Origin of the sequence: Candidatus Steffania adelgidicola (genome assembly GCF_020541225.1) — a bacterium.
Taxonomy (GTDB): Bacteria; Pseudomonadota; Gammaproteobacteria; order Enterobacterales; family Enterobacteriaceae; genus Steffania; species Steffania adelgidicola.
Window position 1 is genome coordinate 729,564 of sequence record NZ_CP045889.1, and the last position, 16,635, is coordinate 746,198.

Consider the following 16,635-nt stretch of genomic DNA (forward strand, 5'->3'; position numbering starts at 1 on the left):
AATAAGAGTAAACTATGTTTTTAGTCGATTCCCATTGCCATCTTGATGCCCTAAATTACAAAACATTGCACCACGATATAACGGATATGATAGATAAAGCGAGTGCGCGTAGCGTAAAACTAATGTTAGCAGTATCTACTACTTTACCCGGTTTTCATGCTATGACCTCAATGATAGGACGTCGTGAGAATGTGTTGTTTTCCTGTGGAATCCATCCTCTAAATCTTGAAGAACCTTTTGAGTTTTCTGAATTGCACCAACTAGCCTCGAGTGAGGATGTAGTAGCACTCGGGGAGACCGGTCTTGATTACTACTATCAGGAAAATAATAAAGTCTTGCAAAAGGCGGTATTCCGAGAACATATTCGGCTCGGACGAGAACTAAAGAAACCGGTGATCGTGCATACCCGAAGCGCCTGTGAGGATACGCTGGCTATTCTGCGGGAGGGGGAACATGGCAAAGACGGCAGTGGCGTACTGCACTGTTTTACCGAGGACCTCTTAACCGCCAAAATACTGCTGGATATTGGGTTTTACATCTCATTTTCGGGTATTGTCACCTTCCCCAATACAGATGTACTGCGAGCAGTAGTACGCTATGTTCCTCTGGATCGGATTTTAGTGGAGACCGATGCTCCTTATTTAACCCCAGTACCTTATCGCGGCAAAGAAAATCAGCCAGCTTATGTACGTGATGTAGCAGAATTTATAGCGGTACTAAAAGGTGTTCCACTCCCACAGCTAGCTGCTGCCACTACAGCTAATTTCGGTCGTTTGTTTCAAGTAAAGATTAAACCATAGAGCATCAGTGATGCGTGTTTAGTGACAGTTATGCTGAGATGAACAGCTCTTGCTTTCTTTACTTGCATATATGATGTTGTTTCTTTAATAACTAGAGGTAATCAATACTTAAGAAGTATTTTTTCTATATAGAAGAAGCCGTTATCACACACTTTTTAAATTAATTGCCTGAAAGATTGCTGTGAAAAACAGGCTAAAATTACCTGGTATTCCGCATAAAGCAAACTCTCGTTTATATTTTTAAACGCAATATCTACCAATGTATCATCGGTTGATATTTTTTTTAGAGTCACTAACGTGACTGAACTAGAATAGACCTAGCGGGTCAATGACTATTTACTATTTCTCGTGAAATATCTGTGTCAACATCAGAAATCATTGACATGATTTCTGATGAGAATCTAACTATTTACGATTTTAATATATTTTGCTTATTATGATGCTTTATCGCCTGTTCTGGGTTTCTAAAAACTCATCGAAACTCATCTGATCTTCTGCTTCTAGAATACTCTGTCGTTTCCAAGATTGGATACGCTCATCTTCAAGCCGAGAATCGCTTAACACCTGGAGCGGCTCATCTCGCAACATCTGGCGATAATTATTAGCCAAGATTATCCCTATCCCAGAAATACCGTGCTCTATTAACTGATCTAGAAAACGAGCAGAAAGTGTATGTTCTGGCTCATCAAAGCCTGAGACTAATTTATCGCAAACTTCCTGATAGTGTGTATTGGTATTGTTTCTATCGAGGATTACACCTAAATGCCGAAGATCTTTAAACAGTGATTTTCCGAGAGTGCTTAATAGCTCCTCCTTACTGCCTAAGTTAACACCTAACATTAAACCAGGTTTACGTCCTTCTAGAATGACCCGATTCCAATTAATACGGGTAAAGTGCAACTCTTTCGCGTTCATCTCAGGTGCTTCAGCTAGCACACACCAAATCAGGAAAAGATCCAGAAATCGAGCTTGTTCTTCGTCAATCCCCACCGGAGAAAATGGATTTATATCCAAAGAGCGCACTTCCACGTATTCAATCCCTCCTCGCATTAACGCGTCAGATGGAGATTCGTCGAGATGCAGTACCCGCTTTGGACGTATTGGAGTATAGAGTTCATTTTCAATTTGTAGCACGTTAGTATTCATCTGAAGATAACGACCGTTCTGTTTTAGTCCTATACGCTGATAATCAGCGCATGGCATTTTAATCGCTTTTTTCAGATTGAAAACATATTCCTCTAAATGATTAAAGGTAAGGCCCAATTGCCTTTGAGACTGATTCGTATATCCTAACTCACTCAACCGTAATGAAGTGGCATAAGGTAAGTACACTAATCCAGATGGTGCTTTTTTAAATGGTAATGCAGTAGTACGAGCTTTTAGGAAAGATGGACAGATTCCGGGCGAGGCCCCAAATAGATAAGGAATGATCCAACCGAATCTATAATAATTGCGAATAAGCCTCAGATAACCGGCGGAAATTTCTTCTTTACCACTCACCTCATCTGTGATACCGACGTAAGCTTGCCAAAATGCTAAAGGTAAAGAAAAATTATAGTGCACTCCTGCTATTAGTTGCATTAATCCGCTATAGCGATTTTTCAATCCTTTTCGGTATAGGGTTTTCATACGTCCTAAATTAGAAATACCATATTGAGCTACTTTAATAGGCTGAGCGTCGTCAATGAAATATGGCATGCTCATCGGTTGTAGGCGTTCATCCCCTAAATTCCGCAATACGTAACGATGGATATCTCGTAACAGCTCCAGCATATGCGCAATATCGTCATCAACTGGTGTAATAAGCTCTAGTTGAGCTTCGGCAAAATCAGTAGTGATCCACTGATGAGTCAGCGCAGAACCAAGTGATTCGGGATGAAGGGTTTTCGCTAGGCTACCGTTTTCATTGATGCGAAGCGCTTCACGCTCTACACCTCGGCGAATCCCTGTCAGTGATTGAGAATTGGCTTCTATCCAGGATAAAGCTGTTGATACATCCGGAATCAAATTAACCTCCCTCAGGTTAACAACCTTTCGCTTTAGCATAAGGGATTCATTTTACTTAATACTACCTTTCGTTAAAGCAATACCATGACGCGCATAACTTTAGAGGTATTTTGAGTAAGGTTTCTTCATCAGGGTAAATAATTCATATTTAATTGCATGGACGTGCATAGATCCTTAATCTACCCGGTGTTTAATGTAAATAAAAAGAATCCAAATTCTCTTCATTTATCCGATGAGTATCTTATTAACTAACCATATAACTAGCAGAGTCTAAGAAAATCTCATAGAAAACTCTAATATCTGTTATTTAAAAACCCATTTTGAATCTTTAAGAGCAATAACAATTATCATGTATATGATATGTGATACTTCGCCCAACATCTACTCTTAATGATAATGTGCTTGTTAGATATAACAATAAAACATTATTATTCTTATCTATATCAATTAGTTAATTCTTGAAACTGTTTTTTATAAAATCAGAAACTATATAGGAAAACATTATAATGTATCTACATGCGATGTAGATGCTCAAAAAATTCTCTTCGTACTAATCATGACTACTAAAAAACCTAATAACTAACTTCTAGTTATAAAATGTTTAAGCGGCATGAATAGGATTCAACTTTGTTTGATAGGGGTTGTGAATTAATATGTTGTTGATGATATAGCCTAACGGGACGTTAGGCGCTCTATAAGGCCGCTTCGTCGATTAGTTTTGCTTATAATCGCATACTGCAATACTTCATCAGTTGCGTACAGGGATAAGCGAGTACGCGCACGCGTCACCGCAGTATATAGTAATTCTCGAGTCAATACGGGCACTGTCTGATTAGGCAATACCAGTACCGTATGCTGAAATTCAGACCCTTGGGACTTATGCACAGTCATAGCAAATGCTGTTTCATGTTCTGGTAGACGATTTACTGGCACTATCCTAATATCACCATTAGGCAGGGTAAAATACCCTCGCAGAATCCGGTTATCATCGCAAAGCAGGATTCCAATATCGCCGTTGTACAAGCCTATCGATGGCGCATTACGTATAATCATCACCGGTCGGCCAGTATAGGCGCATCCCAATCTGTCTAGGGTCAGCAATCCAGCACGTTGTAAGGCTAATGAAATGCAGTCATTGAGACCAACAACCCCAAACTCCCCCTCTCGTAATGCGCATAATACTCTGAATCGATTAAAAAAGTTTAAAATTTCAGCAGGATTGTCAGAGTTCTTAACTCGCTGTAAGTATTCACGATAGCCTTCAATACACTCATTTAGCATACATTGATATGCTATTGTTTTATATAGTGGAATATATCTAACATCTACTTCTGTGCCGGTATGTAGCTGAACCAAAACACCATTAGCATCACCAGTATTAATCGCATGAGCTAACCGACCAATACCAGATCCGTCATTAAAACGATAGTTTTTACGGAGCAAACATAGACTATCGGCGATGCTATGTTCCCTGCTGGAGACTCTGTTTGACGCCGGTATAGTAAAACCTGTCAGCCTAGCTAGTTCTGCACAGCGTACAGGGATGTAACCGATCTCCGCTAACTGGCAGATATCTCCAAATACTGATCCCGCCTCCACCGATGACAACTGACAACGATCTCCTAAGAAGATAACTCGTGCTTGCAATGGTAATGCGGCAATCAAATTGGCCATCATCGATAAACTGATCATTGATGCTTCATCAATAATCAGAATATCCACATTTAGTGTATTGCCGCGATGATAATGCATCTTCTGGCTATTTGGCAAACCCCCGAGTAAACGGTGCAGTGTTATTGCTTCCTTGGGTAACTGCTTCTGCAGGTTTTTATGTAATCCAAGACGTTGCAACCCTAATCCTATGGTTTCATGTAGGCGTGCCGCCGCTTTTCCGGTAGGTGCTGCCATGATTATCCGAGGACGACTGCCGTTACTTAACTGAAGAAAAACTGCCAGTAATTTAGTTACTGTAAAAGTTTTACCTGTTCCTGGTCCACCCGATATTAGTGATACCCGGCGTGTTATTGCAACGCCCGCGGCTAGTTTTTGCCAGTCGATTTTAGCACTAACGGGAGGAAAATAATGCGTCAATACAGCAGCGATTTTCTCTTCATCCCCCCCAACTATTGCCGGCCGATTGAAGAACTTTGCCACCTCGCATTCATACCGCCACATTCGCTGTAAGTAAAGGCGCTGGTTATCCAGTACCAATGGTGTCGGGCGAGAACCATCACTAACCGCAGTCGAGGCCATTAACTGTTGCTGCCATTCATGAATTGAGAGACTCCCCGCCATCATCCAAGCCTGATGTGCTAACAAAGGTAAGCGACCATTAAAAATCCGCTTTGGCTTTAATAGTGTTAGCGGCAAGCAAACATGACCAGTACCGACATCGGTGCTTAACGAGGCGCTCGCGAGCATTAACGCAGGTTGATTAGCAGTTGCTATCATACATGCAAACTGGATGTCCAGCGGACGACAAAGATGTAACCGTTGTGCCTCAGCGAGAATGTTTTGCATCTCTACCATTTTCTCCTCTGCTATCAGCTTTCTGATATCAGTTTTCCACTATCAGCGGCTGTGTTTACCGCTGAGTAAAGTGTCAAATTTCTCTATAAATTCCGTATCTGGACAACAGTAAAAAACACCTTTTCCAGGCTGAGTAAGATTGATACCGCGTAGAAATAGGTAATATACCCCACCAAAATCACGTTGGTAATTATAATCCACCAGGCGATGACGTAAAAATCTATGCACTGCTAGTGCATAAATCTGATACTGTAGCATATAGCAGTTGGCGATAATTGCCCGATCCATCGCTGACTTAGTATAGTCTGCGCTCTCCTTTCCTAGCCAGTTTGATTTATAATCCAGAAGATAATAACGACCTTGCCAACGAAAAACAAGATCAATAAATCCTTTCAACATCCCCTTGACTCTCGAGAACTCTAGTGGCGGACAGAGGCGGGAAAGTGGATCATACTTCTTGCAGAGTAAGTCCAGATCGCGAGCTTCCAGCGAGACACTAATAGGCAGGTAAAACTGAAGTTCAGCATGTCGAGAATTTCGAGAGATGTCCGCAAGAGTAAGGAAGCCGCCGTCCAGCGGACTCGTAATGATGTTTTCTATCCACTGCGTTATCATCACTAACCAAATGTCGTCAATACCATGTTTTGCCAGTTGTTCACCTAACCACGATAAGTTTATCGGTTGAGTAAAATCTAGAGTTGCAAACAGGCTATGTAAAAATATCCCTGCAGCGGGGCCACGTGGAAACGTATGGGGCGTTAACTCTACAATTTCTTCTTTCGGGTTACCTTGCCAAGGACTTTTCATCTCCAACAACGCAGAGCAGTCCAGCAGTAGCGAATTTTTATTGTTCTGCAAACCCGAATAACTTGTTACCCGCCATGGGACATTCTGGAAAATAGGCCACTTACGTGCATTCAATGGGATCCTTTTAGAAGCTAAAGGAAGAAATGGCTTCAGTAGCGGCCTAGGACCTGTCTCGTTTAGGGTAATATCACCGTTAGCTCTAGCTAATAATGTCACTAGGCATTCTCGCAAGTAATCAGCATCGCCGGCCTTTCCATGCTGAATCAGGTAGCCAACTGCGCTCAAATGGAGATCACTGGCACCATTTTTTTTACGGTTGTTTCGATATAGAGAAGCAATACCAAAACTACAGTGATAGATAGAACGCGTTAGCGCTACATATAGCAAGCGTATATCTTCTGCTAACCGCTCCTCCTCTGCTAGCTGAACACTCTCTTGTGACGCACCGAGATCCAGGCAGGCTGTATAAGTCTCGCGATCGTGAAAAAACGCCTGCTTTTGCACGCGGAAATCGGCTGCGAATGGGAAAAACACTACTGGGAACTCTTGCCCTTTCGATTTATGTAGGGTGATAATATTCACTAAATCATAAATGCTTTCTAGACGTAATTTCTGGCTCTCTTCTTCTTGATTGGGGTCTGCCAGCTGATTTTCAAACCATCGGAGTAGCGCATGTTGTGTCTCAAACTGCGTTGAAGCTTCCTGTAGTAGTTCTTTCAGATGGAGGAAATTAGTTAGCTGGTGTTCACCATTCTGGCTTGCTAACAAGTTCTCTGGAATACTATAGTCTATCATCATCTGCCGCAGCATCGATCCTACACCATTTTCTTGCCAGTAATGTCGATAGCTTGAGAACTCTTGTACCCGCTCTTCCCATCGTTGTTCATCGTTATTTAGCGCATAGATAGCAGCAGAATCCACGTTCAATAATCGGGTAGCCAATGCACTACGCAACCCGCTGTCTTTTTCCGGCATCAATACTGCTTGCAAGATCCAGTGAAGTTCATGCGCCTCTGGCATCTCGAAGACACTATTCCAGTTAGAGAGATATACCGTTGGAATCATCAACTCTGCCAATGCCAAACGGATTAGTGTGGCTTCATCCCGGTTTCGTACTAGTACTGTAATATCCGATGCCCGTAGCATCTGACAATACCGGAGTCCTTCCAGCCACGCTTCGCCTTCATGGGCAGCATTCAGCCAGTCTCGAATCGTCATAGCACACTGGCGAGCCATGTATTGTTGATATTCTCTTAGACTGACGCCGAGGCCAGGTTGTACCCAGATATGTAACGCAGACTGCGGTTTTCTCCACAGTATCAGTTGTAGGTTTGTGTGTTCCAAGGCAGCCGTTGCTGGCAGAAAAGGGATGTCCCTGAAAATAAACGGCATCGTTGAGTTTTTAAATAATTGATTTACCGCATTAATCATCCCCGGTGAAGAACGCCAATTAGTTGTCAGGGTATAGCAAGCATTGACTTCCTTACGGGCGCGGATATAAGTAAAAATATCCGCGCCACGAAAGGCGTAAATGGCTTGTTTTGGGTCGCCTATCAGCAAAAGCCCACACTTAGGTTGGTCACCGTAAATCTGGTGAAAGATACGATACTGCTGCGGGTCAGTATCCTGAAACTCATCAATCATAACCATTGGATAGCGCACACGTAACAACTTAGCCAGTGCCTCACCACCAGTGCTTCTTAGAGTACTATCTAAACACCTCAGCAAATCATCAAACCCAAGCTCCCCCCGATTTTGTTTTTCCTTCACTAGTGCCTGACGTATATGTATCAGTGCCTTCATAAAAATCAGTGAGCGCAGTGAACACTTCTGCTGATATAAGGCTTCTACTGACATGAATAGGTCATGTCGAGGTGGTACACCAGCAGTTATTTTATCTGCCAGCACCGAGATTTTAAAGCGCTCAAGTTCATCTGGTATCTGATAGTTAATAGTCGGTTTCTCTGTCCAGGAGTTAATAGTTGCAAACCAGCTTGAAAGATTTTTTTTACTATAGATTCGTCGCTTGAGTGTATGGTTACCGAGTATTTCACTAAGCATTCCTGCCGCAGAACGCCATTGCCGCTTGAAGTCTTCAATTTTAGTAATAATACGTGCATGACACGCCAAGATAGACTCATTTATATCCGGTGGATTGCGAATTATCGGGATATCACCCTGTAGATAAGGCAGCAGTTCCAACAATAGATGCTCGGGTCCCTCCCAATACTCCTGTACCATACGTGCAACGTCTAGCGGCAACGGATTACAGTGACGGCGCCAGAAATCAGCACTCACCTGCTTACGTAAGTAAGCTTCATTCGGTAAAAGCGTTTGCTGCAATATTATTCCAGATTCAATAGCATTATGATTTAACATGCGTTGGCAAAAACCATGAATAGTATAAATTGATGCCCCATCCATCCGTCGTTCCGCATCTAAAAGATGCAGGGCGGCCATTTGCAAATCCCTGCATTGCATCAACAGCGGATGCTCACGTTTTCCACGCAAACAAGCCAGCCTTATATGGTGAATTGTTTCGTAAATACGGCTACGAAGCTCCTTGGTAGCTGCGTCAGTAAAAGTCACTACAAGTATTTCTTCTATGGTCAAGGGGCTCCGATATTGAATCTCACCGCCAAGCCCGAGTAGCAGACGCAAATAAAGCATTACTAAGGTATAGGTTTTCCCTGTCCCTGCCGACGCCTCGATAAGACAGGTGCCCTCAAGAGGAAAAATTAGAGGATTAAAGGTGTTATCAGTCATCAATGCAAATATTTCTTTTGTTTTTAGGAAGGATTTTTATCCATAAAAATTGAATTCAACAAGCAAGTCTACCTCTTAAGGTTCAAGCATAATCAATTGAATCCCTTCTGGTGCCGTTACCGAAAATTTCCACCCTCTAGGTTTATTTTTCCTTATGCTTCATTATCACACGTCAAAAGTAAGATAGTGGTTTTTAAATTCATTAATATTTCTCTCTTTTTATTTTCATAGACAATAATAACCTGTTAATTCTTAATAATGATAAGGTCAATGCCTGATTGCAGAAGGTATCATATCTAGATAGATTCTAACTGTTTATACTTTAATGAAATATTAATAATGATTTTCAAGACTTTTATACTTATTCTCTCTTAGAGTTGATGGTATGCTCAACAGTTCTGAATATATCACTAGAAGAATATAAACAGCTGTAATGTATTTTGAATATTTTATACTGAAAACTTACTGTTTTCTGCTCTATTTTACGTAAATTCCGAAATTCAGTTGAGATGCTCTTAGATTCAAAACGCATATAAGATCATCAAGATATTGTTTTGAATAGAAAAAAGTCTTTTTATAGCAACAATTGAGTTTTATGCATAGGCTAAAACCTCGTTTATAAACGACAAGAAATCGATCCCGTATTATCAATACTATTCTGTTTGTGATTTTGATGAACTATTCGTTCAAAACACATATAACACTCAGCTCACTGACGAGCTACTTCTTGATAAATATCAATTGCTTCTTCTTAAACCCTGTTTATTACAAATATAGTATGAATCAGAAAGATAGAATTACTCGTTCTATGCGACAACTCCTGTTAAGGACTTGAATGAACTCTATAGTCCAGGTTATTTTCATTGATGCATCTAGAAACTTATAATGGATTTTTACCTTATTTCCTTACAGATACTAAATTTATCGAGTTGCATCTCAGATTTGAGATTCAGATAACGACGGATTTGTTGAAAACATTTTTATCCACGATAGAGAAAAGTCGATGCTATTTAGAATGGGCTTTTAGGTGCTGGAGAATATTATAGAGGATAAAATCAAGGGTTCCGATCCTTGTGAAATTTTAGCTGATATTTTAGAAGACAATCAAAACAAGAGTTATGAAATACTTATCGCCACCGCTCCGGAAGACTCTAAATATATTGAATAGACTATATCCTGTATTATCTGTGTTCTAGGATCGTATCAATACATTAAATTTAAAAATCACTATCCAATGTAGGCATCTGAGAACACTAGAATTTCCAATTACCAGAAGTAATTAGTGCTATCAGAATTTTGCCTTGAAACTCTAGCCTAACAATTTGAAATACGATTTCATATCTAATATTTTTTCCTGGCTTCAATTAAGTTTAAGAAACTACTTACGCATATTGTAAACCTAGTCATATTGATTAATCCTGATGCTTGCTAGTTTATCACAGACGCTTTAAAAGAGTTAGTCGGCGGTTTATTTTAAATAACCTTAATAACTTTTTTTGATTTAGAGAAACTTGATAAATTCAAAACCTTCTGTATATAATGTGCGCCCTATGTTATATTATGGGTTACACTGATAGTCTAATTCATCGGTATTTTAACTATATTTTAGATACGGCATGACTAATTGTCCTACTCTGAAGAAAATATACCTATTCTTCCTTGTCAATAAAGAAGTGTACTTTTTCTTTACTCTAGCACTAGATCTAAATCTATATAGATTAATGTATAATAAAATCGCTTTATTATATTCATTTACTTCTCAAGTAATGAAGCCATATTTTTATACAGTATTCTGGTAATGCATGCTTTATTTATATACACTTTATTTTAAGAAGAAACATAAGCTTTTTGATAAATGAATTCAGAATTGACACTAGATTATAATTAAGCCAGTCAAATTTAAAAACATATTGCGCTTTCCTGACACAGCAGTAAGACGTTTTATTATCTAGTGAATAATAAGTGTATTTACAGCTAAATCACTTGATTTTGATCACACTATCTAACCTACGAATCATTCAAATTAATTATTATTAACAATAATTAATATATGGATACCATCCAATTAAAGGATTTATCATCGTTTCTAACTTTATAACACAGATTAGCTCAGTATATTCATGTTATCTCTATATGTTCTGGATTCAAAAACATGAAAGAAGTGAGGATACAGTGCTATGAATATTAGTGTAAAACAGTTAGCGAGAATTGATTTTTATATATCTCTAAGCTATTGAATCTTAATTCAATATCAGATTGTGAATATAGATAGATGTCTTGTTTACTTATTTTAAATCGGATTGAAATTTTAAAAATAGACAGGAACACATGCTCTCTCATACCCAGCTCAGAAACATTAAAACCCACAGCCACCCGCTTATTAAATATATCCATCTTCTTTCGACCAGATTACACAGCAGTATAAATGCAATGGGCTATCGATCTTTCCATCACTTGATAATAAGTTAATTGTTTCCATGTTATATTTTGACATTATCAAACAGTATTCTCTCAACATTAATGTAATAGTTATGCGCATACTTCGCATTAATTAACCATATGATTCTATAAATAACAAGATCCAGATTTAGTTTAGATCTGAAATAAGTCGTATTAAAGATCAATGAAGATGCCTTTTGTTAAAAAGGAATCTTTGTCGTGAATTTTTTCTAATCGATTCTATCCCTATAAAGTCGTACTCGCTATTTTTCAGGTGACCAATAGACAATTTTGGCGAAATGAAAACAGCAAAGACAAAGAAATAGTGATATAGCACTTAGTTTTCTACCTATCAATAGATAGGATCTTATAAATATACCAAGTAAAACCGCAAACTGCATTCATAATTCATGGTTTTTGTCAAATGATTTAAGCGACGTGCAGAAAATTTCTGCAAAATGCCTTTTTAGTGAAATGCTTGAGATTGCATCTATCTAGATATAGGACTTCTAGTATAAGAGATGCAGTTTTATCATAATCTATAAAAGATTGATAAAGAGTGGGGGCGTAATACAGTGATTTTACACTAGTGATCATGCAATCATTTATTAAATTCGCTCGTTTATTTTTTACTCTCTTCCATTTCTGGAAGTGTTACATTTAATTCCAGGATAGAGATATCCCCATCTTTTTTCTCTAATTGCAGGGAGAGCATTGCAGGATCGATTTGCACATATTTACTGATGACCGCGAGTAGGTCGCGTTTTAGTTGTGGCAGATAATGCGGTTCTTTATAACCTCTGCGTCGTTCAGCTACAATAATCTGTAGTCGTTCTTTGGCTATATTGGCTGTTGTTTTTTTACAGGGGAGAGAGAAGTCAAGTAATGCCATAGTTTATCCCCTAAACAGACGTTTCAGGAAGCCCTTCTTCTCTTCTTCAATAAATCGGAAGGGACGTTCATCTCCTAACAGGCGCTCTACCATGTCAGAATAAGCCTGGCCAGCATCAGACTCCTCATCAAGAATTACCGGCTCACCTTGGTTAGAAGCCCTTAATACCGATTGATCTTCTGGGATTAAACCTAGCAAAGGAATCCTTAGAATCTCAATTACATCTTTCATACTCAACATGTCCCCACGATTGACACTACCTGGGTTGTAACGCGTTAGCAGTAGGTGCTCTTTTATTGACTCTAGCCCATTCTCAGCACGGCGCGATTTAGATGATAGGATACCAAGAATACGATCAGAGTCACGCACAGATGAGACTTCTGGGTTTGTCGCAATGATGGCTTCATCGGCAAAATACAGCGCCAGCAAGGCACCTGTTTCAATACCCGCTGGTGAATCGCAAACGATAAAATCAAATGCCATTGTACTTAAATCATTCAATACTCTTTCTACGCCTTCGCGAGTTAGAGCATCTTTATCTCTTGTTTGAGACGCAGGAAGAATATAAAGATTTGCGGTCCGTTTATCTTTAATGAGCGCCTGATGTAACGTCGCATCGCCCTGGATGACATTGACGAAGTCATAGACCACTCTGCGTTCGCAACCCATGATCAAATCAAGATTGCGCAGCCCGATATCAAAATCGATCACTACGGTTTTCTTTCCTTTTCGGGCTAAACCAGTCGCAATAGCCGCACTTGATGTGGTCTTGCCAACACCCCCTTTACCTGAAGTAACAACTATAATACGTGCCATAAATGGATTCCTTGTCAAGGGCTAAATGTCACATCCTGGAAGGTAATATTATTTCTTATGCAATGGCATTTTACTACTCAATACTTCTTTGAAGTAACACCTACTTATAGAGGAAAAATACAGGCATAGTGTACTCTTATACTCTTTTATAAGAGTAGAAAGGTACTTTTTAGGCATATCTGCTATACATGGATTCAATCTATCAATTATATCCTGAATGTTTAGAACTATTAGTAGGATAAAATGAAGTCACAATTAAGATTTACGAAAAAATGGCAGATAGTCATATATTATCCAAGGCCCTTATCTCACATTGTTTCTGGTTATGAACGAAGATAGTTATTAAAAATAAGATATTTGAATGTGAGTAAGCACATTCAAGTTATATCGATCTTCTTTGTTTTGCTACTGAATCAAAGATACACATTAATCATATAGCATGCTATTAAAAAATTATCTAATGATATTTATAAGTAATCTAGGATCTGGATTAAATTCTAAATTTTTAGCTCAGTCTCTATATCTAATCAACAAATCTAAATGTCCATAGAATACTATTCTTGTTTATTTTGAGAGGTTGTACCACAACGCTCGATTAATAATGAGACTGCCAATACAGTCCTTATCTATTCTAAAGCAACAAACAATAGTCTTATACTTAGAATGAAGAGAATATTTTCCAACTCTTTAGAACCATTGATTTCATCAGTATAGGAGTCTTTTATCTTAGTTGAGGACTAAGAAACAAATAGATATCATGTTAATTTAAATAGTGTTATTGGTAATTTCTATAGCTCTTGACTAACCAGAAACTTCATGTAAATAGCATCCAATAGACCAAGAAGTAAATGTTTATATCATATATAAACATCTTTCAATACCCATTATAAAAATGATAGATTTTTTGCATTACATATTGATTGTAGACCATCTACCGATCGCTCATTATCAAATCACCGATTTTAAATCTTATAGAATAATTTGTTTTATTCAGATCGCTAAAATGAAATCCCTATGGCTATTAGGCGTCCTAATATGTTAGACATAAAGGACCTTTTCTCGGTTAGTATTACTAGAAATAATCCCCGCCTGCAAGAAGGTTCTATTTACTAATACAGAGCGGGGCCGTCCTTTATATCTGCCGCGATACAGAAACATACACATCAATCGTACCGGAATACTCTCTTTTCAGATTAATAATATGATTCAAATGAAATCGCTTTATATAGAGACAATCTTCGATGAAAACAGGAAAAACTCGAGCTCGAATACAGTTTCGACTTGGCTGAGATAGCCATACCACAGCATGTCATTCATCAGCGTATAGCACTTTTTTCTTCCACTATCTTTTTGATGGCTTTGATAGGCGTTGCCTTGGCTTCAATAAAATTCAATTCCAATATCTCTGCGACATATTGGCGGATCTCATTAGTCAGGGCGAGGTTTCCGTTGATTTTCTGGCCGTAGGAGGGTACCATCTTTTTCAGTGTATACTGCCAAGTAGTAGTTTCTAAATGTTTTTTAAACATGGATGCCAGAATCTCTAGCATGATAGAAGCCGCAGTGGATGCACCCGGCGATGCGCCAAGCAATGCTGACAGCGAACCATCAGCTGCACTGACCACTTCGGTGCCGAACTGTAAAATTCCACCTTTTCTATCATCTTTTTTTATTACCTGTACACGCTGGCCAGCCTCGATCAGCGACCAATCAGTCACGTTAGCCTGAGGATAATATTCACGCAGGCTATTCAGGTGATCTTCATTCGACATCTTAAGTTGGCTGATAAGATATCGGATTAGCATTAAGTTATCAAGCCCAACTCTCAGTATGGGTAGTAAATTTTTTAGTGTAAGCGAATGAAACAGATCTAGATATGAGCTTTGTTTAAGAAATTTACTACTAAAAGTTGCGAAAGGGCCAAATAACAGTATCTGTTGACCATTAAGAATACGAGTATCAATATGTGGAACTGACATAGGCGGCGTATTAACCGCTGATTTACCATATACTTTAGCGTAATGGTTCCTAACTATCTCGGGGTTTTTCGCTACTAGAAATTTCCCCCCTACCGGGAAGCCTGCATATCCATGTCCCTCAGGGATGCCGGATTTTTGCAGAAGCCTTAACGATAAACCGCCTGCGCCAATAAAAACATAATGAGCACGCACTGTGGACTGCCGGCACCCATTGCTGTTGTCAACAACCCGTACGCTCCAAGTAAGATCGTCATTTCTTTTAATATCAACCACATCATGCTGTAAATGCAAATGAAACCGAGAGTGTTTTTGCAGTGCTTTTAGAAGCTGTTGCGTTACTTCACCAAAATTAACGTCAGTACCCATTTCCATGCGGGTGGCAGCTATGTTTTGGACAGTATCTCGTCCATCAATAATAAGTGGTGCCCATTCTCGAATCTGCTGGGGATCTTCGGAGTAAGTCATACCGCGAAATAAGGTGCTTTTTTGCAGCGCATTGAAGCGATGACGTAGATAATTGATATTATCCTCTCCCCATACAAAGCTCATATGGGGCACATTATTAATAAAGGTTTTCGGTCTTATGAGAACCTCTTGTTTAACTAAATAAGCCCAGAACTGGCGCGAGATTTCAAAAGATTCATTCACTGCTACTGCTTTAGAAATATCTACTACGCCTGTTTCAGTCATAGTGGTATAGTTCAGCTCACAAAATGCGGCATGACCAGTGCCAGCATTGTTCCAAGCGTTAGAACTTTCTTCCGCCGGTTTTGCCAGGCGTTCGTACATATAAACCGTCCAACTCGGTTCAAGTGCTTGTAGATAAGTGCCTAGCGTAGCGCTCATTATTCCGCCGCCAATCAGTACGATATCCACAGGAACTGGATGCGTAACCCGAGATTGTTTGGCTGATGCAGAGAGAGTCATACCAAGTGTCATGATAAATGCTCTTGCAATTTCGCATGTCTATATGATACATGAAATATATCCATGAATCAAAATTCACTATTAGTAGTGTAGTGGATATTATCCCTAGCATACAACACAGTGACGAACTAAAATATTAAAAATATTTTTTTATATTTTACAAGATAGTGGATAAAATCGCTCGTTTTCCATATCCTAATAGGAAGGTATGTTTTAAAATTCTTCAGATGTAATGGTGAGGCAATCTTTCGCCTCAATTCTAGAGCGTTGGATGAAGATAGTAGCTATATATCATCACTTGAGTTTATTTAAATAATGTGATCTTAATGAGTTACTAAACTAAATGTATACATAACTGAAAATCTTAAATCAGTGGGGGTGTAAGGTACAAGTAAAACAGATACCTCCCATTAGAGAGGTATCTCTATGAATATTTTAAGAGTGCAATTAAAATTAACTAATTTACCATATTTAATGGTACGTATATCTATAAAAATATAACCCAAAGGCTCGTTATGGAAACGACAAGCTTTTACTCCTAATCTATATATGGTATCTAATAGATAATTCTAAGAAAATTGATGAGCTGTATTTTAAGATAAGGCGAATATCCTACTACAGTAGATAGTATAAACTTTCAGATTATATGCAAAATTTAATTATAAAAATGCTC

8 protein-coding genes are annotated in these 16,635 nt (G+C 38.9%); 2 read left to right on the top strand and 6 right to left on the bottom strand.

Annotation, left to right across the window (positions count from 1 at the left end; genetic code table 11):
* Window positions 1-14 precede the first annotated feature (14 nt).
* Window positions 15-800, top strand: coding sequence for a metal-dependent hydrolase (locus GFK82_RS02055; RefSeq protein ID WP_226810290.1), 786 nt, complete (start codon window positions 15-17; stop codon window positions 798-800).
* A 444-nt stretch (window positions 801-1,244) separates the two neighbouring features.
* On the opposite strand, the gene gshA is transcribed toward GFK82_RS02055, so the two are convergent.
* The 3 genes from gshA to recB all read right to left on the bottom strand — a co-directional run bounded on the left by gshA (window position 1,245) and on the right by recB (window position 8,909).
* Complete coding sequence (gene gshA / locus GFK82_RS02060) at window positions 1,245-2,846, bottom strand: glutamate--cysteine ligase (RefSeq protein WP_226810291.1); 1,602 nt, start codon at window positions 2,844-2,846, stop codon at window positions 1,245-1,247.
* 633 nt (window positions 2,847-3,479) lie between these two features.
* On the bottom strand, window positions 3,480-5,327 hold the full coding sequence (recD, locus tag GFK82_RS02065; RefSeq protein ID WP_226811275.1) for an exodeoxyribonuclease V subunit alpha: 1,848 nt from the start codon (window positions 5,325-5,327) through the stop codon (window positions 3,480-3,482).
* A 51-nt stretch (window positions 5,328-5,378) separates the two neighbouring features.
* Complete coding sequence (gene recB / locus GFK82_RS02070; RefSeq protein WP_226810292.1) at window positions 5,379-8,909, bottom strand: exodeoxyribonuclease V subunit beta; 3,531 nt, start codon at window positions 8,907-8,909, stop codon at window positions 5,379-5,381.
* A 1,027-nt stretch (window positions 8,910-9,936) separates the two neighbouring features.
* Between recB and GFK82_RS02075 the strand changes: the two genes are divergently transcribed.
* Entirely contained in the window at window positions 9,937-10,077 is a 141-nt protein-coding gene (locus GFK82_RS02075) for a hypothetical protein (RefSeq protein ID WP_226810293.1), read from the top strand.
* A gap of 1,893 nt (window positions 10,078-11,970) precedes the next feature.
* Here GFK82_RS02075 and minE read toward each other — a convergent pair.
* The 3 genes from minE to mqo all read right to left on the bottom strand — a co-directional run bounded on the left by minE (window position 11,971) and on the right by mqo (window position 15,992).
* A complete protein-coding gene (gene minE / locus GFK82_RS02080; protein ID WP_226810294.1) occupies window positions 11,971-12,240 on the bottom strand; it encodes a cell division topological specificity factor MinE in 270 nt (89 codons plus the stop codon).
* Window positions 12,241-12,243: 3 nt separating this feature from the next.
* Window positions 12,244-13,056 (bottom strand): septum site-determining protein MinD, encoded by an 813-nt coding sequence (gene minD / locus GFK82_RS02085; RefSeq protein ID WP_226810295.1) that lies wholly within the window; start codon window positions 13,054-13,056, stop codon window positions 12,244-12,246.
* A gap of 1,316 nt (window positions 13,057-14,372) precedes the next feature.
* Window positions 14,373-15,992: a malate dehydrogenase (quinone) gene (mqo, locus tag GFK82_RS02090; RefSeq protein WP_282101016.1), complete on the bottom strand. Its 1,620-nt coding sequence runs from the start codon at window positions 15,990-15,992 to the stop codon at window positions 14,373-14,375.
* Window positions 15,993-16,635: the final 643 nt, after the last annotated feature.

Excerpts from the sequence above, each read along its gene's own strand:
- GFK82_RS02055 (WP_226810290.1), top strand. The coding sequence starts at position 15 with ATGTTTTTAGTCGATTCCCATTGCCATCTTGATGCCCTAAATTACAAA.
- gshA (WP_226810291.1), bottom strand. The coding sequence starts at position 2,846 with ATGCTAAAGCGAAAGGTTGTTAACCTGAGGGAGGTTAATTTGATTCCG.
- recD (WP_226811275.1), bottom strand. The coding sequence starts at position 5,327 with ATGCAAAACATTCTCGCTGAGGCACAACGGTTACATCTTTGTCGTCCG.
- recB (WP_226810292.1), bottom strand. The coding sequence starts at position 8,909 with ATGACTGATAACACCTTTAATCCTCTAATTTTTCCTCTTGAGGGCACC.
- minE (WP_226810294.1), bottom strand. The coding sequence starts at position 12,240 with ATGGCATTACTTGACTTCTCTCTCCCCTGTAAAAAAACAACAGCCAAT.
- minD (WP_226810295.1), bottom strand. The coding sequence starts at position 13,056 with ATGGCACGTATTATAGTTGTTACTTCAGGTAAAGGGGGTGTTGGCAAG.